This window comes from Kitasatospora sp. NBC_01246 (assembly GCF_036226505.1).
Taxonomy (GTDB): Bacteria; Actinomycetota; Actinomycetes; order Streptomycetales; family Streptomycetaceae; genus Kitasatospora.
The window spans coordinates 7,027,423-7,051,179 of sequence record NZ_CP108484.1 but is presented as its reverse complement, the minus strand read 5'-3'; the positions used below and the strand labels follow the sequence as shown (position 1 = coordinate 7,051,179).

Sequence of the window (23,757 nt, the reverse complement as noted above, 5' to 3'; positions counted from 1 at the left end):
TCGACGCACGACCGCCTGCCCCAAGCTGCTCTCCGGTACTCCCACACCCCCTGCGTCACATTGGATGAGAACACATGCCTCGTAGTCTTTCCGGGCCGAAACTGAAGGCGGTCCTCTGCTCGGCCGCCGTCTCCGCCGGCGCTCTCACTGCGGGCTTCAGCGGCGTGGCCGGGGCCGTCGTCGGTGACCCGGCGTCGGACGGCGCCTACGCCTACACCGCCAAGCTCGCCATCGGCGACAACGTCCGCGCCTGCACCGGCGCGCTCGTCGACCGCAACTGGATCATCACCGCCGCCAGCTGCTTCGCCGACGACCCCGCCCAGCCCCAGACCCTGACCGCCGGCGCACCGAAGTGGAAGACCACCGCCACCGTCGGCCGCACCGACCTCACCACCACCACCGGCGCCACCACCGAGATCGTCGAGCTCGTCCCCCGCCAGGACCGCGACCTCGTGATGGCCCGCCTCGCCACACCCGTCGACGGCATCACCCCGCTCACCCTCGCCACCACCGCGCCCACCGCCGGCGAGAACCTGCGCGTACCCGCCTACGGCCGCACCAAGACCGAGTGGGTGCCCCTCAAGCTCCACAGCGGCGTCTTCAACGTCGGCGCCGTCACCGCGAACGCCGTCAGCACCACCGGCACCGCCGGCGCCTCGATCTGCCAGGGCGACACCGGCGCCCCCGCCGTCCGCGAGGTCAACGGCAGGACCGAACTCGCCGCCATCGCCTCCCGCTCCTGGCAGGGCGGCTGCTTCGGCAGCACCGAAACCCGCACCGGCGCCACCAACACCCGCGTCGACGACCTCACCGCCTGGGTGAAGGAGCTGCGGTTCCGCACCGCGGACGTGCAGGCGGGTACCCATGTGCAGATCGTCGGCTCCGACGATGCCCTGTCGGACTCGGTCGCGGACTACAACGCCGGCCGCTGGACCCGCACCTGGACCCCGATGGGCGACAGCCGGCTCCTCAAGGTCGACAGCGTCGCCATCGGTGACGTCGTCCACGTCTTCGCGGTCGCCGGCGACGGTCACGTCTACGGCCGTGACGGCCGGGTTGGCGGCACCTGGGGCAACTGGAACGAGGTCCCCGGCGGAGCCTCGGGCGTCAAGGACATCTCCGTCAGTGCCCGTGGCAACCTCGCCGACCTGATGATCATCGGCAGCGACGGCTCGCTGTACGCGACCACCGGGAACTACGACACCGGTGCCTGGAACCCGTACTGGGACAAGATCGGTGACAACCACCTGAAGGCCGTCACCAGCGCGTACTACAACAACTCCACCCACGTCTTCGTCATCAACGAGGACGACAAGGTGTACACCCGCGCCGCGGACTACGGCGTCGGCTGGAGCGACTGGGCCGAGCTGCCCGGCAGCCTGCCGAACGTGAAGTCGATCAGCGCCAGCACCCACGGCGCCACGATCGACCTGGCGATCGCCGGTGCCAACGCCTTCTACACCACCAGCGGTCACTACGACACCGGCTACTGGGACCCGCAGTGGGCCAAGATCAGTGACAACCGCCTGAAGGCCGTCACCAGCAGCACCTCCAACAACGTCGTCCACGTCTACGCCGTGAACGAGGACGACAAGGTGTACGGCATCGACGCCGACTACAACGCCGGCCGCTGGACCAGCTGGGGCGAGGTTCCCGGGGGCGCGGGCGGCGTCAAGGCCATCACCGCCACCAGCACCAACTGACCTCGCGTCACCTCGCATGACCCGGTGGGGTGAGTGATCGGACCGATCACTCACCCCACCGCTCCTACCTGCTCCATTCCGATCCCAGGGGGCCTCCATGCCCAGCACCACCACGGCCCGTACCAGCCGCGCGGGGGCGCTCGCCGCCGCGACCGCCGTCGTCGGCGCGCTCGCCACCTTCTCCGCCGCGCCTGCCGGCGCCGTCGCCGCGGACCCGGCGTCGGACGGCGCCCATGCCTACACCGCCAAGCTCACCATCGGCGACAACGTCCGCGCCTGCACCGGCGCGCTCGTCGACCGCAACTGGATCATCACCGCCGCCAGCTGCTTCGCCGACGACCCCGCCCAGCCCCAGACCCTGACCGCCGGCGCACCGAAGTGGAAGACCACCGCCACCGTCGGCCGCACCGACCTCACCACCACCACCGGCGCCACCACCGAGATCGTCGAGCTCGTCCCCCGCCAGGACCGCGACCTCGTGATGGCCCGCCTCGCCACACCCGTCGACGGCATCACCCCGCTCACCCTCGCCACCACCGCGCCCACCGCCGGCGAGAACCTGCGCGTACCCGCCTACGGCCGCACCAAGACCGAGTGGGTGCCCCTCAAGCTCCACAGCGGCGTCTTCAACGTCGGCGCCGTCACCGCGAACGCCGTCAGCACCACCGGCACCGCCGGCGCCTCGATCTGCCAGGGCGACACCGGCGCCCCCGCCGTCCGCGAGGTCAACGGCAGGACCGAACTCGCCGCCATCGCCTCCCGCTCCTGGCAGGGCGGCTGCTTCGGCAGCACCGAGACCCGCACCGGCGCCACCAACACCCGCGTCGACGACCTCACCGCCTGGGTCCAGCAGGTGCGCGGCACCTCGGTCGGCTGGAAGACCCAGGCCCTGGTCAAGGGCGGCACCGGCCTCTTCCAGGCCGCCCGCCTCTACGACGGCTCCTGGACCCCGTTCGAGGACGTCCAGGCCAAAGCCGGGGACATCGGCGGCGTGCGCGCCGTCGCCACCGCCGGCATCAACGGCGACACCCACGTCGTCGCCCTCGGCGGCGACGGCCACCTGCACCACACCATCCGCCACCTCGACGGCACCTGGGCCGGTTTCGGCGACCTCAACACCAACGTCGGCGACCTCGGCAACATCACCCAGGTCGCCATCGCCTCCACCGGCGCCAACCTGGAGGTCGTCGTCCTCGCCGACGGCCAGCTCTTCCACAGCGTCCGCACCAGCGGCGGGTACTGGACCGGCTTCGGCAAGGTCTTCGAGGCCGCCGGGCCCCTGAGCGGCGTCACCACCCTCGCCACGGCCGGAGTCGGCGGGGATCTCCAGGTCGCCGCCGTCGCGGGCGGGCAGGTCTACCACACCATCCGCTCCGGCTCCACCGGCAGCTGGAGCGCCTGGGGCGCGGTCGCCGGCGCCGCCGGCGCCACCGCCCCGGTCACCTCGCTCGCGATGGCCCGCCAGGGCGACGACATGAACCTCGTCGTCGTCACCGACACCGGCGCCCAGCTCCACACCATCCGCTACGCCAACGCCTCCTGGCAGCCCTTCGGCTCCGTCAGCAGCGTCATCGGGCAGGTCACGGCCACCTCGGTCAGCGCCGCCCCGGTCGACACCGGCGCCCAGTTCGCCATCACCACCGGCGACAACCGCGTCCTGACCACCACCCGCCTCGCGGACGGCAACTGGACCGCCCCCCAGGCCCTGAACCTCCAGGGCGTGAACGGCGACCACACCGGCACCGCCATCACCGGCACCCTCTAGCACACCACGACGGAGGGGGCGGGCGTCCGCACGGGCCACCCGCCCCCTCCGTCGTGACCGGTGGGAACAGGCGAGCCCCACGGGGTGTTGCGAGCCTGCGCCGTCCCACTCCACCCCGGTGCGGGCGGCTCGGAACACAGTTGTTCAAATTGGAACTACCGAGTACCGTCGGGGTCCGACCATCACCCCGGTAACGGAGGCCCCGCCCATGCCGCAGCCTGCCCCGACGCAGCCTGGCACCGCTCCGACGCAGCCCGGCACCGCCACGGTGCGCTCCCGGGTGCGCATCCCGCTCACCTTCCCGGACGGGTACCGCGCGGACGCCGAGGTGTTCACCTTCCACGGCCTGGCCGACGGCGCGGAGCACCTGGCACTCGCCTTCGGCAGCACCCCGGAGGGCGGGACGCCGCTGGTGCGGCTGCACTCGGAGTGCCTGACCGGCGACGTCTTCGGCTCGGACCGCTGCGACTGCGGGCCCCAGCTGCGCGAGTCGGTGGAGCGGATCGCCGGGGCCGGCGGCTACCTGCTGTACCTGCGGCAGGAGGGCCGGGGCATCGGGCTGTACAACAAGCTGGACGCCTACGCCCTCCAGGACGCCGGGCTCGACACCTATGACGCCAACACCGCGCTGGGCCTGCCCGAGGACGGGCGCGACTACACCGCCGCCGCCCAGATGCTGGCGGCGCTCGGCACCACCGGCATCGACCTGCTGAGCAACAACCCGGACAAGGCGGACCAGCTCGCCGGCCTCGGCATCACGGTCGAGCGCCGGGTACCGACCGGGGTGCACCTGTCGGCCAGCAACGTCCGCTACCTCCGCGCCAAGGTGGAGCGGACCGGCCACTCGATCGAGCTGTCCCGGCTGGTCGGCTGAGCCGGCGCAGGTCCGCACGCCCGGGCGGGCCGGTTCGTCCACGCACCTGATGCCTCCGACCGGCCGGAGGGGCATTCTGGAGGGACGTCCGAGTACTCCGGGAGGCGTCCGTGCCGACGCATCGCCGACTGCCGATCGCCGTCGTGGGGGCCGGGCCGTACGGGCTCGCGACGGCCGCCCACCTGGCGGCGCGGGGTCGCGACCTGCGGGTGTTCGGAGAGCCGATGGCGGGGTGGCGCGACCACATGCCCGCCGGGATGTTCCTGAAGTCCACCCCGCGTGCCTCGAACATCTCCGCGCCCGCCCCCGGGCACCGGCTGGCCGACCACCGGACGGCCCTGGGCGTGGCGCCGGTCGGCGACCGCTATCCCGTGCCGATCGCGGAGTTCATCGCCTACGGCGACTGGTTCCAGCAGCGGTGCGTGCCCGGGGTCGAGCGCTGCTCGGTACTCGGCATCGGCTACGACCACGGTGTCCTCCGGCTGCGGCTGGACACCGGTGAGGAGTTCCGGAGCCGGGCCGTGGTACTCGCCACCGGGCTGCGGGCCTTCGCCCACGTCCCCGGCGAACTGGCCGCGCTGCGGGAGGCGGGCCTCGCCTCGCACACCTCGGACCACGCGGACCTGGGCCGCTTCGCGGGGCGCCGGGTCGCGGTGGTCGGCGCCGGGCAGTCGGCGCTGGAGAGCGCCGCCCTGCTGGCCGAGGCCGGGGCGCGGCCCACGCTGGTGGCCCGGACGGCCCGGCTGCGGTTCGGGACCGCGCCCGGGGCGGACCTGCCGGGTGAGCGGCCGGCGGCCGTGCGCGCCCGGTACCCGGGCACCGAACTCGGGCCCGGCTGGAACCTCCTCGGCTACTGCCGCGCCCCCTGGGCCTTCCGTCATCTCCCCGACGACGTCCGGGCCGGCCGGGTGCGGACGGTACTCGGCCCGGCCGGTGCCTGGTGGCTGCGCGAACGGGTCGAGGACGCGGGCGTGCCGGTGCTCACCGGGTGTTCGGTGGAGTCCGCGCGGGAGCGGGCGGGCGCCGTCCGGCTGCGGCTGCGCGGCCTCACCGGCGCCCTGGAGGTCGACCACGTGCTGGCGGCCACCGGCTACCGGGTGGACGTCGAACGCCTAGAACTGCTCGACCCGGGCCTGCGGCGGGCGGTGCGGCGCACGGCGGACGGGGCGCCCCGGCTGACCGGCGGCTTCGAATCCTCGGTGCCGGGGCTGTACTTCACCGGGCTGTCCGCGGCGAACTCCTTCGGCCCGCTGCTGCGCTTCGTCTGCGGTACGGACTTCGCGGCCCGCCGGATCACGGCCGCCGTCACCGGCGGTGCACCGGACTGACCGGCCGTCAACACCCGCCCCCGCGCGCCCACTCGCCGCCGCCCCCTCGCCGCCGCCCTCACGGCGCGCCCCGTCACGCCGCCCCGCGCTCACCCGCCCCGTCACGCCCCCCGCGCTCCCCCGCCCCGGGCCGCGGCCACCAGGCGGCGGGCGGCGTACCGCGCGGCCCGGCCGCCGAACCGGGCGGCGACGGCCACGGCCGGCAGCGGATCGTCCGCGCAGAGCCAGGCCCGCTCGGTGCCCCGGCGCGGCCACGGGTCGGCGGGCGGGCGGTGCTCGTGCCACGCGGCGGCCCCGAGGGAGAGCAGGTCGAGCTGGCCGACCCCGTAGCCGCGCCGCAGCTGCGGCCCGGGCGGCACCGGCCGCCCGGTGAGCGACAGGTGCAGCGCCCGCACCACGTCGACGCCCGCGGTGGTCTCGAAGAGCCGGAACTGCGCGCCCGTCCGCGGGTTGAAGTCCACCAGCTTGTACCGGCCGTCCCGCAGGTCGAGCCGCCAGTCGAGGTCGGCGATCCCGCAGTAGCCGAGCCGCCGGCAGAGCCGGACGGCCAGCTCGGCCAGCTCGGGGTTGGCGACGGCCCCGGCCCGGGTGGTGACGCCCGCCCCGGGGGGCCAGGACCGCAGTTTGACGCCCGTGAAGACGGCCAGTGGCTCGCCGCCGGGGCCACAGGTCAGATGGGTGATCCAGTCCCGCGCCTGCTCGGCGGGCAGGTACTCCTGGACGAGCACCGCGAGCGGCGGCCCGTCGCAGGAGGCCCCGGGCGGGCAGTGGGACAGCAGCTCCGCCTCGCTCCGGACGACGGTCGTGTGGCCGACCACCGGGCGCTCCAGCCGGGTGAAGGAGGCGAGGTTCTTCAGCACCAGCGGATACCCGAACTCGGCCGCGGCGGCCAGCAGTCCGGCCCGGTCGACGGGCGTCCGGGCGGCCGGGGTGGGGGTGCCGGTACCGCGGCAGAGGTCGTGCAGGCCGCCCTTGTCGGCGAGCCGCCGGGGCAGACCGGGCGGCACCGGCGGCAGCAGCAGGTCCTCGGCCAGCTCGCTCGCGTGCTCGGCGAGCAGCACGGCGGCCTCGTCGTCGGTGGCCACCGCCACGGCCCGCCGCCCGCTTCGCCGCCGCACCTCGCGGGCCACCCCCCGCAGGGCGGCCGCCAGTTCGGCGGGCGGTTCCCGGCCGGTGCTCGGCCTGACCAGCGCTCCGGTCAGGTAGCGGGAGAGCGCGGTGGGCGTCAGCCGGTCCTCGACCATCGCGTAGACCGGGACGCCGAGCCGGCCGAGCGAGCGCACCGCGCCGACGGCGCTGTGCGACAGCGGGTAGTGACCGACCTTCACCAGCAGTGCGGGGACGGCGCGGTCGACGCCCAGCGGGCCTCCTGCCATGACGCTCCCACCTCTCAGTGCTGCCACACCTGGACCCACTGCGCCTGCAGGGCCGCCGAGTCCGTCCCGGCGGGTGGCGACTCCAGGTACCCGACGGCGAGGTTGATCACGATCTCCATCGCCACGGTCGGGATCCGCGAGGGGTCGGTGACCTGGAACCAGGCCTTGCCGTCGACGTACCAGGTCACCGCGGCGGGCTCCCAGTCGACGCCGAAGACGTGGTAGCCGGCGGAGAAGTCGGCGGGGCCCCAGTTCTGGCCTACGTGCTGGTCGGAGCCGTCCGCGCCGCGCCAGTGCAGGTTCATGTGGACGTACTGGTCGGTGTTGGGGAACTCGGCGATGTCCACCTCCGGCGGGGTGCCCCTGGTCGCGGCCGGGATCAGCCAGAAGGCGGGGAAGAAGCCGTGTGGGTTGGCCGGGACCTTGATCGAGGCCGCGAAGTAGCCGTAGGTGAAGGTGTGGCGCGGTTCGGCGTTCCAGGAGTCGCGGCCGGTGCTGACCATGCCGGAGACCCACGGGTACGTCCGGCCGTCGCTGCCCTTCACCGTCCGGGGCTGCGCGGTCAGGGTGAGGCGGCCGCCGCCGGCCTTGACCTGGCCCGGCTGGTACCACTGGTCCTCGCCGTTGCCGGCGTTGGTGCAGCCACCGTCGTTCCAGTCGTAGCAGGTGGTCCAGTTCGCCGTGTCGAGCGAGGAGCCGGTGAACTCGTCGTCGAACACCAGCCGCCAGGTGCCGGGCGCCGGGGGCCGGTTCGCGGCGGCGCCCGCCGGCAGCCCGGTGCCCGACCCCGTCGGCCCGGAGCCGCCGGCCGTCCCGGGGGTGCCGGAACAGGCGGCGGCCGACACCAGCAGGGCGGCCGCCGCTAACCCGCCGGCCGGCCGGCGGGCCCGGCCCGGTCGCCACCGTCCGTGCCTCGGCCGCGCCCCGGCCGGCCGGCCCCGCCGGGTGCGGTGCGGCACCAGGGCGAGCACCGTGGTGACGGCCGCCAGGGCGGCGAGCGCGGCGCCCACCGAGAAGACGTGGTAGCCCAGCAGCGCGACGGCGGTCAGCGCGGCCGTCGCGGTGCTCAGCGCCACCGCGAGCGAGGCGGCGGCGAGCCGGTCGGGCCCGCCGGCCGTCCGGGCGACGGTGGGCCGGGCCAGCAGGACGGCCGCCCCCGGGCAGATCACCAGGAAGCCGCCGGTCAGCGCGACGCGCAGCGGACTGCCCGCCGCCAGCACGGTGGACGCCAGCGCGGCCCAGCCGAGCAGGGCGAGCGCCAGCCGGGCGGCGGTGCGGGGAGCCGGCCTCATCATCACTGCCCACTCTCCGCGAACGGGCTCTCGACGGCGACCTGGGCGGAGTGCCGGTAGACGGTGGCGTCACCGTCGGTGAACACCACCCGCAGCGTCGGGGAGGCGGAGGCCGCCGCGCGGACCCGGTCGACGGTGTCGGCGGGCAGGATGCCGGTCAGCGTGCACTCGGCGGTCTGGGCCCTGGTCAGCACGAGGTACGAGGGGCCGGTGACGGCGGGGTCGGCGAGTGCGGCCTCGACGGCCGAGGCCGGGTCGGCTACCAGCTGCCGGCGGTCGTCGGGCGTGCCCACCGAGAGCGCCGTCCGGCTGAGCTCGTCGTAGCGCTCCTCGGAGCCGGGCAGGTCTGCGGTGACCGAGACGATCCGCGACCCCGGCGGCGCGGTGTGCGCGACGTAGCGCAGTGCGGCGACCTCGCCGGGGCTGAAGGTGTTCATGGCCTCCTTGCTGTAGTAGCCGAAGACCAGGCCGCCCAGCAGGGCGAGCAGTGCCACCAGGGTCAGCCCCCGGCGCACGGCGGGCAGCGCCCGGCGCGGGCGGCGGGCCCGGTCGCCGGCGGGGGTGCCCGCCGGGGCGGCGGGGCCGGCCGGAGCACGGGAGGACGGGATCAGCACGGTCGCGGCGAGCAGGGCGGCCGCGGGCAGCGCGAACAGGTAGGCGCGGAAGATCATCTCGCCGCCGTAGCTGTTGGCGAGCAGCAGCGGGACGGGCGCGATCAGGAGCAGCGGCAGGGTGGTGCGGCGCACCCAGCGGTGGTGCACCACCGCCGTCACCGCGAGCAGCAGGACGGCGGCGGTCAGGCCCCGGTCGACCCAGGAGGCGAACACCTGTCCGGGGGCGGGCTGGGCGAGCCGCTGGAGGCCGGGCAGCGCGTTGTTGTCGGGCGAGGCCAGCGCGGCGACCAGGTTGCCGATGTTCTTGGCCAGGTAGGGCCGCGCGACCGTGGCGTCCCAGGCGAAGGTGATGCCGACGGCACCGACCAGGGCGGGCAGCACCACCCGGCGGTTGCGCCGCGGGAGGGCGAGCATCAGCAGGGCGCTGATCAGCATCAGCGGGGTGAGCTGGTGCGAGCAGGCGATGGCGGCCGTCAGGACGAGCACCAGGGCGAACGGCAGCGGGCGCCACCCGCCCCGGGGCGGGATGTCGGTCACCCAGGTCATCGCCCGGGCGCCGGTGCCCGGCCCGCTCCGCGCGCCGGCCGGGCCTCCCTCACCCGCCGTGGATCCCCCACCCGCCGTGGATCCCTCACCCGCCGTGGCGTCCCGGCCGGCGGACGCTCCCCCGCCGGGCGGTCCCTGCGCGACGCGGGTGGCCGCCAGCCGGCGCAGCACCAGCGCGAGCACCGCGAGGAACAGCAGGTAGGAGAAGGCCTGCGGGGAGAAGTAGTCCTGGCCAATCCAGGAGGTGCTGTAGTAGATCCAGATGCCGCCCCAGACCAGCCGCCGGTCCCGGGTGACGGTACGGAAGATCAGCAGCAGCGGGCCGAGCAGCAGGACGTTGGTGAGCACCGGGAACCAGGCCGCGTACCCGAGCGCGGAGTGCAGGCCGGTGGCGCGCAGCAGCAGCACGTTGAGCTGGAAGAAGCCGGGCCACTGGTTGTAGATGTCCAGCTCGCCGGCGTTCGGCACGGAGCCGTCGTGGCGCAGCATGGCGTCCACGACCATCACGTGCTTCCAGGCCCACGCGTACCGCAGTTCCGGGTAGAGCAGGGTGGGCGTGGCGTGGAGGAAGGCGACCAGGGCGAGGACGTACCCGGCCGCCCAGCGCTGGCGGATCCGCCGGTCGCGCAGGACGGCCACGAAGCCGGCCACCAGCAGGGCCAGGCCGGTCCAGTACAGGGCCGGCAGCACCTGGATCAGGCCGAGGTCGCCCATGCCGCCGAGCCGCACCCGGGGCAGCGCGAGCAGCCACAGGGCGAGCGCCACCGGCAGGGCCAGGCGGGCGAAGACGCCGAGCGGCCCGGCCTCCCGGCAGCCGGCGCGCAGCGCGCGCAGCTGCCCCGCGCGCAGGCGCCCGAACGGGCGCGCGCCGTCGGGCTCCGGGGGCGGGCCGCCGGTGGGGAGCTGGGCGGGGGCCAGTTGGTCAACCATTGGACGGCCTTCCGACCGGACTGCCGACCGCGGTGCGCAGCCGGCGGTAGTTGCGCCAGAGCCGCGTGTAGAGGCTCTCCGGGACGGGTCCGACCCGGGCTCCGCGCCCGGCGATCCAGCCGTCGAAGACGTGGTCGGGGGTGTCGCTGCGGACCATCAGCCGGCAGATCCGCAGCACGGAGTCGGAAGCGGAGCTGAACTTGTTCTCCACCGCTGTCGCCGACGTCCAGCCCGCCTCGCGGACCTTGCGCCGCACGGCCGGGCTGGAGTACCCGTGCGGGTAGGCGAACGCGACGACCTCGTGGCCGAGGGCGTCCTCCAGGCGCCGCTTGCACTCGACGATCTCGTCGGTGCAGCGCCGCCCGTAGACGGTGTCCAGCTGGGCGTGGGTGACGGAGTGGCCGCCGATCTCGACGCCCATCGCGTCCAGGGTGCTGATCTGCCGCCAGTTCAGCATGTCGGCCGGCGGGAAGAGGCTGCCGGTGGGCGGGCCGCCCGGCGGGTGGACGGCGCCGACGGTGACGTAGAGGGTGGCCGGCAGGCCGCGCTCGGCGAGCAGCGGGGCCACCGTCCAGTAGAAGTCGGCGAACCCGTCGTCGAAGGTGAGGACGGCGGCGCGGGGCGGCAGCGGCGGGCCGCCGAGGATCGCCGAGACCAGCCGGCGCAGCGGCACCACGGGCCGCCCGCTGTCGACGATCCGGTCGATCTGGCGGCGGAAGGCCGCGGGGGTCACGGTGTACGGAGCGATCCACGGCGGCGGGTCGTCCGAGACCGAGTGGTACAGGAACACCGGGACCTCCTTCATGGCCGGCTCCTGGTGGACACGGCCGCGACGCCGGGCCGGGCGGCGGGGGCCGCACCGGTCTCCCCGGCGTCCGCGGTGGCCGCGGTGTCCGCCCGGCCGAGCCGGCCGACGGTGTACCCGGCCGCCGCCAGGCAGGCGCCGGCGCCGAGCGCCCCGGCGGCCCGCAGCCGTCGCCGGCCCAGCGCGCGGAGGATCGCGGCGGGCAGCGTGCGGCGCACGTAGCGGCGCTCGGTGGACAGCGCCGACCGGCTGCCCGCGTAACGGGCGACGACGGCCTTGGAGCGGCCCTCCGCGTAGCAGCGGGAGCTGAAGTAGCGCCAGGTGGTGCGGGCCGGCGGGACGTGCTGGCGGACGACGGCGGCGGGCTCGTAGCGCAGCTCGGTGCCGGGGTGCCGGGCGGTGAGCCGCAGGCAAAGCTCGGTCTCCTCGCAGCCGAACGGGCTGGTGCCGATCCGGCCGAGGTCGCCGCGGAAGCCGCCGGCGGCGACCACCGCGGCCCGGCGGAAGGACATGTTGGCGCCGATGAAGTTGCGCACCGTGCCCGTGCTCCCGGCGGCCCCCGGGTAGGAGCAGCCGACCACCCAGTCGTACTCGGGCGGGAACCAGCCGGGGCGGCCGGTCTCCCACCAGGAGTCGACCCGGCCGCCGACGCCGAGCACCCGCGGGTCGCGGAAGCCGGCCAGCAGCCGTTCGGTCCAGTCGGGTTCGGCCACCGCGTCGTCGTCCAGGAAGGCGACCAACTCGCCGCGGGCGAGCGTGACCCCGGTGTTGCGGGCGCCGGAGACGCCCGGGCGTTCGGGGCTCTCGACCAGCCGCAGGCCGGGGCGGGCGGCCAGCCGGGCCGTCAGGGCGGGGCAGTGGTCGACCACCACGACGGTCTCGTCGGGCTGCCGGCGCTGGGCGCGGATCGAGTCGAGGGCGGCGCACAGGTCGTCCCAGCGGTCGAGGGTGTAACTGCAGACGACCACGGACAGGGTGGGGCCGGGGCCCGGTGCGGTGACCGGTCCGGCGTTCGGCACGGTGTTCATCACGATCTCCGATCGGACGACGGCAGCCAGCGCGGGAGGGCGACCAGCAGCGGGAGGGCGAGGACCGTCGCGGCGAGCAGCCACGCCAGCCCGACCCCGGTGAGGCCGAACACGGGCAGCAGTCCGGCGACGAGCGCGATCACGAGGACGGCGTAGACGAGTTGGAGCCCGATCATCCAGCCCAGGGCGCGGCGCACCCGGGCGACGTCGGTGGCCAGGCTCAGCACGACGGTGGGCAGGGCGGAGAGGGCCATCAGCCGCAGCACGGTGGTGCCGTGCTCGGCGTAGCCGGGCCCGAACAGGCGCAGCATCCAGGGGGCGAAGGCCACGATCACGGCCACCGCCGCGAGGACGAGCAGTCCGGTGTGCCACATCATCCGGCGGGCGTGTTCGGCGAGCCGTTCGGGTGCCCGGGCGGCCTCGACCACCAGCGAGCTGCCCATGCTGTAGGCGGCCATGTAGAGGCTGTCGGCGATCACCCAGGCGAGCGAGTAGTAGGCGTTCTGCTCCGCGCCGAGCACGGCCAGCACCATGAGCGGTACGACGCTGCAGGCGGCGATGCCGGAGATGTTGCCCAGGTAGTCCGCGACGGCGTAGCCGGCCACCCGCGGCGGGGCGGACGCGGTGGCACCGGCCGCCCGCTGGTGGGCCGGGATCGCCCGGCGGAAGAGCACGACGTTGGTGAGCAGGACGGTGATGAGCAGCGCCGCCGCCCAGGAGACCAGGATCCCGGTGCCGACCGCGAGGACCGCGCAGACGGCCAGCGCGCCCGCCTTCGCCAGGGCGAACAGCGCGTTCTCGCCGAGCACCCAGCCGGTGCGCCGCAGTCCGGTCAGCGCGCCGTCCTGGAGGACGAAGAGCGAGTAGCCGGCCGTGACCACCACGAAGGCGACCGCCACCACCGGCTGCCGCAGGTAGCCGAGGCTCGGGGAGATCCACGGGATCAGCAGCAGGAAGAGCACCGCGGCGAACGCGCTGGCGGCGATGCTCGCGGCGTAGCAGCGGGCCACCAGCCGCCGGGTGTGCTGCCCGGCGCCGGGGAGGAAGCGCACCAGGACGCTGCTGAGGTTGAACCGGCCGACCGCGGAGAGCAGCCCGGCGGCGGAGACGGCGGCGTAGCTGAGGCCGACCGTCTCGGCGCTGTACCAGCGGGTGGCGAACAGCCAGAAGATCGCGCCGAGCGCGGCCGCCACCATCGAACTCGCCAGCAGGATGTGGCCGTTGCGCAGCAGCGGTTCCCCGGCCAGCCGGGCCCGGCCGGCCCGGGCGCGGGCCCGCAGCAGGTCGCGGTAGGAGCACTGGCAGGGCAGCGGGCGCGGGCAGGAGCAGGGCCGGGCGGGCGCGGGCGAACGCGTGCTGAGCGACTGCATCACGACCAGTCCTCCGCCCGGAACCGGCGGTCCTGCCGCCGGCTGACCAGATAGCTGAACGGTCCGCGCAGCAGGCCGCGCAGTTCGAGCCGGCCGAGCCGGGCCAGTCCCGGATCGCCGTCGCGCCCGCCCCGGCCGGGGCCGGCCGGGGCGGGCGCGACGGCCCGGCGCAGGGCGTACCGAGTGCCGGCCGGGAGGCGGCGCAGCAGCTCGGCCAGCAGGCCGGGGCGCTGCGAGACGGCGGCGGTCAGATAGGCGCCGAGGCCGGTGCCGAAGCCCTGGATCTGGGCCTCCAGCTCGGCCATGGTGCGCCGGTGCCGGTGCCAGACGACGGCGTCCGGCCGGTACGCGAGGGTGTGACCGGCGACCAGGACGCGCAGGAAGGCGAGCAGGTCCTCGCCGCCGCGGGTCGGCGTACCGGCGCCGGTCGCCGGGTCGAAGCCGCCGAGGTCGCGGATCACGGTGGTGCGGAAGGCCATGTTGGCGCCGGTGCCGAAGCGGCCGGCGGCGAAGGGGAAGAGCGGGTCGCGGCCGGCCGTGCGCGTCGACCAGTCCCGGGAGGCGAAGCCCTTGCCGAAGCCGCAGTACCGCTCGAAGACGGCCTGGGCCTCGGTGTCGAGTTCGGCGGGCACCACGAGACCGGTGACGCAGGAGACCCGGGGGTCGGCCCGGAAGGCCCCGGCGAGGGCGCTCACCCAGCCGGGGTCGGCCAGCGCGTCGTCGTCGGTGAAGGCCACGTACTCGCCCCGGGCGGCGGACAGGCCGCGGTTGCGGGCCCGGGCCAGGCCCGGCACCGGCTCGCGCAGGTACCGCAGCCGGTCCGGCCCGAGCGCGCGGATCAGCCGTTCGGTGGCGTCGTCCTCGGGGGCGTTGTCGACCACCAGGAACTCGGTGGCCGGGTAGTCGGTGCGCAGCAGCGCGCTCAGGCTGTCGCCGAGCAGGGTGGGCCGCCCGCGGGTGCAGACGATGACGCTGACCAGGGGTGCGCGGGCGCCGGGGGGCGGCGGGGCGGGGGCCGCCGGCCCGGTGTCGAGGTGGCGTTCGGCCGCCTCGACGAGCCGGCGGCGCAGCCGCCCGGCGTCCGGGCCGGCGTCCGGGCCCGCGCTACCGTCGGGACCTGGCCGGTCGGCGTCGACGGCGACCAGGCCGAGCGGTCGGCCGGCCCGGCGGACCAGGGCCACCACGGGCCCCTGCGGGCGGACCGGGGCCGTGAAGCCGGGCCGCCACGGCCCACCGGGCCGGTCGAGATCGAGTTCCACCACCTGGGCGGGCGCCCGCAGGACGGTGGTCATGACGCACCTCCGGTGCGCAGGCTCCGCTGGCGCCACACGCTGATCAGATAGCCGAACGGCCCGACCAGCAGCCCGCGGAACTCGCGGCGCCCCAGCCGCAGCAGCGCGGCCTCGCCCTCGGCCGGGCCGCAGCGGGCCCGGTGCCGGCGCACCCGCTGCCAGCGGCGCAGACCGGAGGGGACGCGCCGGACGAGCGTGGTGAGCAGCCCGGGCCGGTGGGCGACGGCGGCGGTCAGGTAGGCGCCGAAGCCGACGCCGAAGTTGAAGACCTGCCGGGTCAGCGCGTCGCCGGTGCGCGGGTGGCGGTGCCAGACGATGGCGTCCGGCTGGTAGGCGACGGTGTGGCCGGCGTCGAGCATCTGGAAGAAGGCCAGCAGTTCCTCGCCGCCGCGGGCGGGCGTACCGGCGCCGGTCGCCGGGTCGAAGCCGCCGATGCCGCGCAGCAGGGCGGTCCGGAAGGCCATGTTCGCCCCGGAGCCGAACCGGCCGACCGAGAACCGCATCAGCGGGTCGTCCGGGCGGTCGCGCAGCGACCAGTCGCGGGCCGCGAAGCCGCGGGAGTAGCCGCCGTACTGTTCGAGGGCGGCCTGGGCCGGGGTGTCGAGTTCGGCGGGCAGCACGAGGCCGGTGACGCAGCCGATCCGGTCGTCCGCGCCGAACGCCCCGGCCAGCGCGCCGACCCAGCCGGTGTCGATGATCAGGTCGTCGTCGGCGAACGCCACCACCTCGCCGTGCACCGCGGCCAGGCCGCGGTTGCGGGCCCGGGCCAGGCCCGGCACCGGCTCGCGCAGGTACCGGACGCGGTCCCGGTACCGCGTGGCGACGAGGCGTTCGGTGGCGTCGCTCCGCGGGGCGTTGTCGACCACCAGGACCTCCACGTGCGGATAGCCGGTCCGCAGGAGCGAGTCGAGGCAGCTCCGCAGCTGCTCGGTCCGGTCGCGCGTGCAGACCACCACGCTGACCGTGACCGGGCCCGCGGGCACCCGGGCGCGGCCGACCCGACCGGGACGCGCCGCGGGTGTCGCGGTGGACAGGGCGGGAACCGGGAGTTCCCGGTGGGCGACGTCGACCAGCGCCCGGCGCAGCGCGGCACTGTCGCCCGCTGTTCCGGTGGCCGTGACCAAGCCGAGCGGGTGTCCGTGCAGCCGCACCAACGCCAACACGCGGCCGACCGGGTCGACGGTGCCGAGACCACCGGGCGAGCGCAGCTCGCTCGGATCGTCCAGGTCAAGGTCGACGACGCGGACGGGGGTGTAGAGCGAGTCGCGGGCGGCGGAGCGCGGGCAGGCAGCTGCGGTGCGCCGGTCGGAGCCATTCATCGTTGCTCCCCCGCGGAGGCTGCCGCCGAGGACCGGGCGCCGGGACGCTCGGTGATCAGGGTCCTCAGCACCCGGCGGCCGTCGGAGACGGCGTGCAGGTGGGATCGACCGCTGCGGCGGGGGAGTTCCAGGCTCGGCACCTCGGCCATCCGCAGTCCGGAGCGCAGCGCGTGCGCGATCATCTCGGCCTCGATCTCGAAGCCGGAGGAGCGCAGGTCGAGCGCGTCCAGGAAGGAGCGGCGGAAGGCGCAGTAGCCGTAGCACAAGTCGGTGAGGCTCGCGTCGTAGAGGCGGTTGACCACGGCGAGCAGCGCGCGGTTCCCGAAGGAGCGGACCTTGGTGAGGTCCAGCGAGCCGCCGCCGGCGATGCACCGGGAGCCCTTGACGAAGTCGAAGCCGTGGTCGAGGAAGTGGAGGAAGTGCGGGATCTCGCCGGGCCACATCGAGCCGTCGGCGTCCATCATGACGATGTACTCGCCACTGGCGGCGGCGAAGCCGGTGCGCAGCGCGTTGCCCTTGCCGGGCCCGCTCTGCTGGACGCTGCGGACGGTCGGCAGGCAGTGCCGGGCCATCGGGACGGTGGCGTCGTCGGAGGAGCCGTCCACCAGGATGACCTCGTCCACGCAGCGCGGGATCTGCTCGAACACCCAGGGGATGTTGCGGGCCTCGTTCTGGGCGGGGACGACCAGGGTGACGCTGTGCCGACTGGCGACGCCGTCCCCGGCCCGGCGCATCGGCCGACGGGCCGTGGCCCGGTCCTCGGCGCGGCGCATCGGCCGTCGGGGGGCGGCCCGGTCCTCGGCCCGGCGTTGCGGCCGGCCGTCGTGGTCCGGGGACGGAACGACGTGGGGGGGCAGGGTGGTGCTCATCGGGGGCGGCCTCTCGAAGGGAGGAGGCGGCGGGCGGCGCCGGGCACGGCGCGGCCCCTGTGACGGGGCGGGCCCGGTGCGCGACACGGGGTGCGCGGGGCGGGGCCCCGGAGGGAAGTCCCCGGGGGGACTGCCGAAACGGTGGGGAGCGGCTGAGGGCGGCCCGGTCGGGGGGTGCGCCGCCGGCTCCCGGGCGCCGAAGCGCCGGTCTGTCGAACTGGCCGAATGTGCTTCCCGCACCGGAGTGCGGGATGTGCCAGGGCCTCATCGTGCCCAGGTGACCGCCGTCACGTCAAGTAGTTTGTCCGGATTTTGCCTGATTCGTCGGGCCGGATTCCGCCCGGTCCGTCGGGCCGAGGTGCTCGCCTGGTTCGTCCGGCGGTGCCGGCGGCACCCGCCCGGGACGGCCGGTCAGCCGACCGGCCGGCCGCCCGGCTCCTCGGCGATCCGGCGGGCGATCTCGGCCGGTCGCACCGGCCGCCCGAAGTGCCAGCCCTGCGCCCAGTCGCAGCCGATGCCGCGCAGCCGCTCGGCGTCCCGGAGGGTCTCCACGCCTTCGGCCGTGACCGTCAGGCCCAGCGCGTGCGACATCGACACCAGGCCGCTGACGATCCGCCAGCCGGTGGCCGCGTCCTTGGCCGGGTCGTGCAGGTCGCCGACGAAGGAGCCGGCGATCTTCAGCCCGGAGACCGGCAGGTCACGCAGGTAGGCGAGGTTGGACCAGCCGGTGCCGAAGTCGTCCACGGCGAGCGAGACGCCCTGGTCGACCAGCCCGTGCAGGGTGCGCAGCGCCTCGTCCTCCGGGCCGACCACGGTGGACTCGGTGATCTCCAACTGGAGCCGGGCCGGGTCCAGCCCGGTGGAGTCGAGGATCCGGCCGAGATCGGTCACCAGTGCGGCGCTACGGGCCTGACGGACCGCCAGGTTGACGTTCAGCTGGGGCGCGTCGTCGCCGAACCGCTTGATCCAGTCGGCCGCCTGGCCGCAGGCCTGCTCCAGCACCCAGCGGCCGAGCGGCATGATCAGGCCGGTCTCCTCGGCGGTGGTGACGAACTCGTCCGGGCCCAGCACGCCCAGCTGCGGGTGGCGCCAGCGCACCAGCGCCTCGACGGCGGCGAGCCGGCCGTCGGCCAGCGCGTACAGGGGCTGGTAGTCGATGAAGAACTCGCCGCGGTCGAGGGCGGCCGGCATCCGGACCGAGACCGCGTAGCGGCTGACCGCGCGGGCGTTCTCCTTGGGGTCGAAGAGCGTCCAGCGGCCGCGGCCGGCCTCCTTCGCCCGGTACAGCGTCAGATCGGCGGCGCGGACCGCGGCGCCCGGCGTGGTGGTCGAGATGCGCCGCTCCAGCACGCCCACGCTGGCCCCGACGGCGAGCTTGTGATCGCCGATCAGGACCGGCCCGGCGAGCGCCTTCAGCACCGTCTTGGCGGCGGCGACGGCCTCCTGCTCGCCGCGGCAGTTCTCCAGCAGGACGACGAACTCGTCGCCGCCGAGGCGGGCCACCAGGTGGCCGAGCGGGGTGAGGGCGGCCTTCAGCCGGGCGGCGACGGCAGCCAGCAGCTGGTCACCCGTGTCGTGGCCGAGGCTGTCGTTGACCACCTTGAAGCCGTCGAGGTCGACGTAGCAGAGGCCGAAGCGGGCGCCCGGGTCCGGCTCCTCGAAGAGCTTCTCCAGCCGCTCGAAGAAGGCGGCCCGGTTGGGCAGTCCGGTCAGCGGGTCGTGGGTGGCCTGGTGGCGCAGCCGCTCCTGGAGCCGGTAGCGGTCGGTGATGTCCTCCAGCATGGCCACCTGGTACTGCGGCCGGCCGTCGTCGTCCCGGATCAGCGAGACCGTGAGGTGGGTCCAGACCACCTCGCCGTCGTGCCGGTAGTACGGCTTGTCGACCTGGAAGTAGTCCCGCTTGCCGCTGATCAGCTCCTCGTACGCCTCCCAGACGCCGGGGGTGTCCTCGGGGTGCACGAGGTCGCCGACCCGGCGGCCCCGCATGTCCTCCGGCGCGGCCCCGAACAGCTCCTGGAGCGCCTTGTTCACCGCGAGGATGTTGCCCTCGGTGTCGCCGATGCCGATGCCGATCGCCGCGCTCTCGAACAGCGCGCGGAACCGCGCCTCGGAGGCGCGCAGCGCCCGCTCGGCCTCCCGCCGGGCGCTGTCGGCGGCGGTCCGGATGGCCTCCTGCTCGCGCAGGGTCCGCTCGCGCAGGGCGGCCGCCCAGCCGGCCGCGAAGGCCCCGCAGAGCGCGGGCCCGCGGTCGTCGGCCGCGGGGTGCTCCTGGAGCAGTTCGAGGGCCCGGGCCAGCACCACCGGGTCGGTGAAGTGGGCGTCGACGAGTTCGGCGCCCGCCCGGGCGGCCAGCCCAGGGTCGAACGGCTCGCCCAGCTGGGCGCGGTGGAGCAGCGCGGCGGTCCGGGAGACCAGCCTGCCGAGCAGGCCGGGGTGGACCGCCGTGCCGTGGTCGCCGGAGAGCAGCCGCGCCCAGTCCTCGTGGAACCGATCGGCGCTGCCGGGTGCCGGCGCTTCGTTCACCGGCGGAACCCCACGCCCGCCATCCCGGTCATCCGCTCGGGGTGCCGGCCGACCGCCTCCGGCTGCTCGGGGCGCCACTCGGGGAGGTAGACCACACCGGGCTCGACCAGCTCGAACCCCGCGAACATCGCGGTGATCTGCTCGCGGGTGCGCATGGTCAGCGGGGTGGGCGTCATCCGGTACAGCTTCTGGTGGTCCTCGGCCTGGTCGGGCCGGCCCTCCAGGGAGGCGTGCGAGAGGATCAGCGCGCTGCCCGGCGGGAGCGCCTCGCGCAGCACCTCCAGCAGCTTCCACGGATCCTCGGAGTCGCTGACGAAGTGCATGACGGCGACCAGCAGCACGGCCACCGGCTCACCGGGCGCGAGCAGCGCGGTCACCTCGGGGCGGCCCAGCAGGTCGTCGATGTCCCGGACGTCGGCCTGGACGACGGAGCAGCCCTCGTCCTCCGCCAGCAGCAGCCGGCTGTGCGCGACGGCGACCGGGTCGCGGTCGATGTACACCACCTCGGCCTCGGGGCGGATCGCCCGGGCGATCTCGTGCACGGTGCCGAAGGTCGGGATGCCGGAGCCGATGTCCAGGAACCGGGTGATGCCCTGCTCGGCGGCGAACTGCACGCCGCGGCGCAGGAAGGCCCGGTTGGAGCGCATGATCTGCGGCAGCTCCGGCCAGAGCGCGATCGCCTGGCGGGCCATCTCCCGGTCCACCTCGAAGTTGTGCGAACCGCCGAGGTAGTAGTCGTAGACCCGGGCGGCGTTCGGTTTGTCCAGGTCCGTACCTTCCGGTACCCAGTTCGGTCGCCGCATCCTCGGGACTCCTTCATTCCGGTTCCGGTGAACCAGTCGCCCCGTGGGACTGCTGGTTCTGATGAGACTACAAGCACACAAGATCCTCCTCTGCACGCCGAACGCGTGCAAGCGGAATCGCCCCGTCCTGCCGAGGACGCGCCCCGGCCGGAGAATGGACCCGATGGCCGGACGGATCGAGGACTACGCCCTGATCGGCGACCTGCAGACCGCCGCGCTGGTCGGGCGGGACGGGTCGGTCGACTGGCTCTGCCTGCCCCGGTTCGACTCCCCCAGCTGCTTCGCCGGGCTGCTCGGCGACCGGCAGCACGGCGCCTGGCGGCTCGCCCCGGCCGGCGGCGCGCGGTGCTCCGCGCGCCGCTACCGGGGCGACAGCCTCGTCCTGGAGAGCGACTGGCACACCGCCGACGGCACCGTCCGGGTGACCGACTTCATGCCCCAGCGCGGCCGGGGCGGCCAGCGCTCCCCGCAGCTGATCCGGATCGTGGAGGGCGTCGAGGGCAGCGTCCCGGTCCGCGGCGAGCTGCGGCTGCGGTTCAACTACGGCCGGATCGAGCCGTGGGTGCGCCGCACCGGCCGGCACCGGGTCGCCGTCGCCGGGCCCGACTCCGCCTGGCTGCGGGTGCCGCCCGAGGTCCACACCTACGGAGTGGACGGCGTCACCGTCTCCGACTTCACCGTCACCGCCGGCAGCCGGGTGCCCTTCGTCCTCACCTGGCAGCCCTCCCACCTGCCCACCTCCCCGCGCACCGACCCGGAGGAGGCCCTGCTCGCCACGCTGCGCGACTGGCAGCACTGGGCGGCCGGCTGCCGCTACCGGGGCGAGTGGCGGGAGGCCGTGCTGCGCTCGCTGCTCACCCTCAAGGCTCTCGCCTACGCGCCCACCGGCGGGATCGTCGCCGCGCCCACCGCCGCACTGCCCGAGCGGATCGGCGGCACCCGCAACTGGGACTACCGCTTCTGCTGGCTGCGCGACTCCTCGATGACGCTCTCGGCGCTGCTCCGCGGCGGCTTCCGCGACGAGGCCGCCGCCTGGCGCCGCTGGCTGCTGCGCGCCATCGCCGGCGACCCGGGCGACCTGCAGACCGTCTACGGCGTCGCCGGGGAGCGCGTCCTCGGCGAGATCTCCGCCGACTGGCTGCCCGGCTACGAGGGCTCCCGGCCGGTCCGGTTCGGCAACGCCGCCGTCGACCAGCTCCAACTCGACGTCTACGGCGAGGTGGTGGACACCCTGCACCTGGCGCTGCTGGCCGGCCTGCCGATGGAGCGGCACGTCTGGACGCTGTTACGGACCCTGATGGCCTACCTGGAGCAGCACTGGCGCGAACCCGACGAGGGCCTCTGGGAGGTGCGCGGCGAGCGGCGCCACTTCGTCCACTCCAAGGTGATGTCCTGGGTCGCCGCCGACCGCGCGGTGCGGATGGCCGAGGCCACCGGGCTGCCCGCGCCCGTGGCCCGCTGGCGGGCGATGCGCGACGCCGTGCACGCCGACGTCTGCGAGCACGGCTACGACCGGCGGCGCGGCGTCTTCGTCCAGCACTACGGCGGGCAGGGCCTGGACGCGGCCACGCTGTTCGTCGTCAAGTGCGGCTTCCTGCCGCCGGACGACCCGCGCGTGGTCCGCACCGTGGACGCCGTCCGGGACGGCCTGGACCACGGCGGCCTCGTCCTGCGCTACCGGACGCACCGGCACACCGACGGCCTGCCCGGCGGCGAGGGCGCCTTCCTGGCCTGCTCGTTCTGGCTCGCCGACGCGCTCGTCGCCACCGGGCGGCGGGCCGAGGCCCGCGACCTGTTCGCCCGGGTGGTCGGGCTCGCCAACGACCTCGGCCTGCTCTCCGAGCAGTGGGACCCGCGCGCCCGCCGCCAACTCGGCAACACCCCGCAGGCGTTCACCCACGTCGCCCTGGTCAACACCGCCTTCGAACTGTCCGAGCCCGCCTAGGGCTCCCCCGGCCCCGGGGTCGGTGGAGCCGGTCAGCGGAGGTCCGCCCCCGGGGCCTGGCCGGAGGCCCTAGAGTTCGGCCGTGGACCTCAACCACTACCGGTTCCGCGACGTGTGGCGGCTGGCCGCGCCGCCGGCCGCGGTGTACGCCGCGCTGGAGGACGTCCCGGGCTACCCGCTCTGGTGGCCCGAGATCCGCGCGGTGCGGCGGTTCGGCCCGGACGACGGCGAGGCGGTGGTGCGGGCGCTGCTGCCGTACCGGCTGGTGATCGGGCTGACCGTGGTGCGGCGCGACCCGGTGGCCGGCGTCCTGGAGGTCGCGATGCGGGGCGACCTGGTCGGCTGGTCCCGCTGGACGGTCGGGGCGGACGGCACCGGCGCCCGCGCCCTGTTCGAGGAGGACGCCCGGCCCGGGCACCCGCTGCTCCGGCGCCTCGCCGTGCCGCTGCACCCGGTGTTCCGCGCCAACCACGCCGTCATGATGCGCCGCGGCCGCCGAGGCCTGGCCGCCCACCTGGCCCGCCGGGACCCGGGCGACCGGCCGGGCGGCACACCGGCCGACCGCCCGGCGTGACATCTAGACCCGGTCGGTGCGACCGAACAGCCAGCCGCGCAGCAGCCGGGTGACCACCGGCAGGGCCGCGTACGTCATCAGCGCGCTGATCAGCGGTGCGGTGACCAGGGCGCGGACCGCCACCGGCAGGCCGGTCAGGTGCGGGGTGAGCAGCAGCCCGGAGGTGACGGTGAGCGGCGCGATCGCCACCGTGGAGGCGACCGCCATCCGCCAGCGCACCGGCGGGCGGCCCTTCGCCGCCGACCGGGTGGTGGCGAACCAGCCCTCCATCCCGAGGATCTCGTGCCGGTGCACCTCGTGGTGGTGCCCGTCCGCCGCGGCGAAGCAGGCCGCCCGGGCCGGCGAGGCCTGCCAGGAACGGAACGCCCCGCCGTCACGGAAGTGCAGCAGCAGGTGCCAGGGGTCGTCCGGCCCGGCCGGGCGCAGCAGTCCGGTGCCGAGGTTGCCCTCGTGCCCGGCGGCCGCGGCGAGGATCCCCTTCGCCCACCGCTCGAACGCCTCCTCGTGACCGGGCTCGACCCGCCGGGCCACGAACAGCGTGACCTCGTCGTCCGGCCCGCCCCGGTCCGCCGCGGGCGCCGCCCGGCCCGCCCGTCCTCGCAGTCCCACCAGTCCCATCGGTCCCGCCCTTTCCGGGTGTCCCCGTGCGTTCCCGGTCGCAGCCGTCCCGCAGCGTACGGCCCCGCCGGGCGGCCGCGCCCCTGCCGACCGCTCCTCGGGACGCGGGCCGGTGCCGGCGGCGGCCCGCCCGCGCCCTGGTGACCCGGCCCGCCCGGGCGGTTAGCGTGGCCCGGGACCGAC

At 75.3% G+C, this 23,757-nt stretch carries 18 protein-coding genes; 6 read left to right on the top strand and 12 right to left on the bottom strand.

Features of this window, described 5'->3' with window-relative positions; genetic code table 11:
- Positions 1 to 74 precede the first annotated feature (74 nt).
- From OG618_RS29915 to OG618_RS29900, 4 genes are all read left to right on the top strand, one after another.
- Complete coding sequence (locus tag OG618_RS29915) at positions 75 to 1,703, top strand: trypsin-like serine protease (protein WP_329490684.1); 1,629 nt, start codon at positions 75 to 77, stop codon at positions 1,701 to 1,703.
- 97 nt (positions 1,704 to 1,800) lie between these two features.
- The gene (locus OG618_RS29910; protein WP_329490683.1) at positions 1,801 to 3,468 is read left to right on the top strand and encodes a trypsin-like serine protease; all 1,668 of its coding nucleotides are present in this window, start codon (positions 1,801 to 1,803) and stop codon (positions 3,466 to 3,468) included.
- Between the two features lie 208 nt (positions 3,469 to 3,676).
- Positions 3,677 to 4,342, top strand: coding sequence for a GTP cyclohydrolase II (locus OG618_RS29905; protein WP_329490682.1), 666 nt, complete (start codon positions 3,677 to 3,679; stop codon positions 4,340 to 4,342).
- A 110-nt stretch (positions 4,343 to 4,452) separates the two neighbouring features.
- On the top strand, positions 4,453 to 5,670 hold the full coding sequence (locus OG618_RS29900; protein ID WP_329490681.1) for an FAD-dependent oxidoreductase: 1,218 nt from the start codon (positions 4,453 to 4,455) through the stop codon (positions 5,668 to 5,670).
- Between the two features lie 101 nt (positions 5,671 to 5,771).
- Here the strand turns inward: OG618_RS29900 and OG618_RS29895 are convergent, their stop codons facing one another.
- From OG618_RS29895 to OG618_RS29845, 11 genes are all read right to left on the bottom strand, one after another.
- Positions 5,772 to 7,046, bottom strand: a complete 1,275-nt coding sequence (locus tag OG618_RS29895) for a carboxylate--amine ligase (RefSeq protein WP_329490680.1) — start codon at positions 7,044 to 7,046, stop codon at positions 5,772 to 5,774.
- 14 nt (positions 7,047 to 7,060) lie between these two features.
- The gene (locus tag OG618_RS29890; protein ID WP_329492342.1) at positions 7,061 to 8,341 is read right to left on the bottom strand and encodes a glycoside hydrolase family 16 protein; all 1,281 of its coding nucleotides are present in this window, start codon (positions 8,339 to 8,341) and stop codon (positions 7,061 to 7,063) included.
- The gene (locus tag OG618_RS29885; RefSeq protein ID WP_329490679.1) at positions 8,341 to 10,428 is read right to left on the bottom strand and encodes a glycosyltransferase; all 2,088 of its coding nucleotides are present in this window, start codon (positions 10,426 to 10,428) and stop codon (positions 8,341 to 8,343) included. Before OG618_RS29885 ends, OG618_RS29890 begins: the two co-directional genes overlap by 1 nt.
- Positions 10,421 to 11,233, bottom strand: a complete 813-nt coding sequence (locus tag OG618_RS29880) for a polysaccharide deacetylase family protein (RefSeq protein ID WP_329490678.1) — start codon at positions 11,231 to 11,233, stop codon at positions 10,421 to 10,423. The genes OG618_RS29885 and OG618_RS29880 overlap by 8 nt, the downstream gene beginning before the upstream one ends.
- Positions 11,230 to 12,261, bottom strand: coding sequence for a glycosyltransferase family 2 protein (locus OG618_RS29875; RefSeq protein ID WP_329490677.1), 1,032 nt, complete (start codon positions 12,259 to 12,261; stop codon positions 11,230 to 11,232). Before OG618_RS29875 ends, OG618_RS29880 begins: the two co-directional genes overlap by 4 nt.
- Positions 12,261 to 13,631, bottom strand: a complete 1,371-nt coding sequence (locus tag OG618_RS29870) for a lipopolysaccharide biosynthesis protein (protein ID WP_329490676.1) — start codon at positions 13,629 to 13,631, stop codon at positions 12,261 to 12,263. The genes OG618_RS29875 and OG618_RS29870 overlap by 1 nt, the downstream gene beginning before the upstream one ends.
- Positions 13,631 to 14,923: a glycosyltransferase family 2 protein gene (locus OG618_RS29865; RefSeq protein ID WP_329490675.1), complete on the bottom strand. Its 1,293-nt coding sequence runs from the start codon at positions 14,921 to 14,923 to the stop codon at positions 13,631 to 13,633. Before OG618_RS29865 ends, OG618_RS29870 begins: the two co-directional genes overlap by 1 nt.
- On the bottom strand, positions 14,920 to 16,242 hold the full coding sequence (locus OG618_RS29860) for a glycosyltransferase family 2 protein (protein ID WP_329490674.1): 1,323 nt from the start codon (positions 16,240 to 16,242) through the stop codon (positions 14,920 to 14,922). Before OG618_RS29860 ends, OG618_RS29865 begins: the two co-directional genes overlap by 4 nt.
- Positions 16,239 to 17,111: a glycosyltransferase family 2 protein gene (locus tag OG618_RS29855; protein ID WP_329490673.1), complete on the bottom strand. Its 873-nt coding sequence runs from the start codon at positions 17,109 to 17,111 to the stop codon at positions 16,239 to 16,241. Before OG618_RS29855 ends, OG618_RS29860 begins: the two co-directional genes overlap by 4 nt.
- Positions 17,112 to 17,522: 411 nt before the next feature.
- Complete coding sequence (locus tag OG618_RS29850) at positions 17,523 to 19,634, bottom strand: putative bifunctional diguanylate cyclase/phosphodiesterase (protein ID WP_329490672.1); 2,112 nt, start codon at positions 19,632 to 19,634, stop codon at positions 17,523 to 17,525.
- Complete coding sequence (locus tag OG618_RS29845) at positions 19,631 to 20,437, bottom strand: SAM-dependent methyltransferase (RefSeq protein WP_329490671.1); 807 nt, start codon at positions 20,435 to 20,437, stop codon at positions 19,631 to 19,633. Before OG618_RS29845 ends, OG618_RS29850 begins: the two co-directional genes overlap by 4 nt.
- A 163-nt stretch (positions 20,438 to 20,600) precedes the next feature.
- Here OG618_RS29845 and OG618_RS29840 point away from each other — a divergent pair, with 163 nt between their 5' ends.
- Positions 20,601 to 22,382 (top strand): glycoside hydrolase family 15 protein, encoded by a 1,782-nt coding sequence (locus OG618_RS29840; protein ID WP_329490670.1) that lies wholly within the window; start codon positions 20,601 to 20,603, stop codon positions 22,380 to 22,382.
- Positions 22,383 to 22,464: 82 nt separating this feature from the next.
- Entirely contained in the window at positions 22,465 to 22,956 is a 492-nt protein-coding gene (locus tag OG618_RS29835; RefSeq protein ID WP_329490669.1) for an SRPBCC family protein, read from the top strand.
- Positions 22,957 to 22,959: 3 nt separating this feature from the next.
- Here OG618_RS29835 and OG618_RS29830 read toward each other — a convergent pair whose 3' ends face one another.
- Complete coding sequence (locus tag OG618_RS29830) at positions 22,960 to 23,574, bottom strand: antibiotic biosynthesis monooxygenase (RefSeq protein WP_329490668.1); 615 nt, start codon at positions 23,572 to 23,574, stop codon at positions 22,960 to 22,962.
- Positions 23,575 to 23,757 lie beyond the last annotated feature (183 nt).

Excerpts from the sequence above, each read along its gene's own strand:
- OG618_RS29915 (WP_329490684.1), top strand. The coding sequence starts at position 75 with ATGCCTCGTAGTCTTTCCGGGCCGAAACTGAAGGCGGTCCTCTGCTCG.
- OG618_RS29910 (WP_329490683.1), top strand. The coding sequence starts at position 1,801 with ATGCCCAGCACCACCACGGCCCGTACCAGCCGCGCGGGGGCGCTCGCC.
- OG618_RS29905 (WP_329490682.1), top strand. The coding sequence starts at position 3,677 with ATGCCGCAGCCTGCCCCGACGCAGCCTGGCACCGCTCCGACGCAGCCC.
- OG618_RS29895 (WP_329490680.1), bottom strand. The coding sequence starts at position 7,046 with ATGGCAGGAGGCCCGCTGGGCGTCGACCGCGCCGTCCCCGCACTGCTG.
- OG618_RS29890 (WP_329492342.1), bottom strand. The coding sequence starts at position 8,341 with ATGATGAGGCCGGCTCCCCGCACCGCCGCCCGGCTGGCGCTCGCCCTG.
- OG618_RS29885 (WP_329490679.1), bottom strand. The coding sequence starts at position 10,428 with ATGGTTGACCAACTGGCCCCCGCCCAGCTCCCCACCGGCGGCCCGCCC.
- OG618_RS29880 (WP_329490678.1), bottom strand. The coding sequence starts at position 11,233 with ATGAAGGAGGTCCCGGTGTTCCTGTACCACTCGGTCTCGGACGACCCG.
- OG618_RS29875 (WP_329490677.1), bottom strand. The coding sequence starts at position 12,261 with ATGAACACCGTGCCGAACGCCGGACCGGTCACCGCACCGGGCCCCGGC.
- OG618_RS29870 (WP_329490676.1), bottom strand. The coding sequence starts at position 13,631 with ATGCAGTCGCTCAGCACGCGTTCGCCCGCGCCCGCCCGGCCCTGCTCC.
- OG618_RS29865 (WP_329490675.1), bottom strand. The coding sequence starts at position 14,923 with ATGACCACCGTCCTGCGGGCGCCCGCCCAGGTGGTGGAACTCGATCTC.
- OG618_RS29860 (WP_329490674.1), bottom strand. The coding sequence starts at position 16,242 with ATGAATGGCTCCGACCGGCGCACCGCAGCTGCCTGCCCGCGCTCCGCC.
- OG618_RS29855 (WP_329490673.1), bottom strand. The coding sequence starts at position 17,111 with ATGAGCACCACCCTGCCCCCCCACGTCGTTCCGTCCCCGGACCACGAC.
- OG618_RS29845 (WP_329490671.1), bottom strand. The coding sequence starts at position 20,437 with ATGCGGCGACCGAACTGGGTACCGGAAGGTACGGACCTGGACAAACCG.
- OG618_RS29840 (WP_329490670.1), top strand. The coding sequence starts at position 20,601 with ATGGCCGGACGGATCGAGGACTACGCCCTGATCGGCGACCTGCAGACC.
- OG618_RS29830 (WP_329490668.1), bottom strand. The coding sequence starts at position 23,574 with ATGGGACTGGTGGGACTGCGAGGACGGGCGGGCCGGGCGGCGCCCGCG.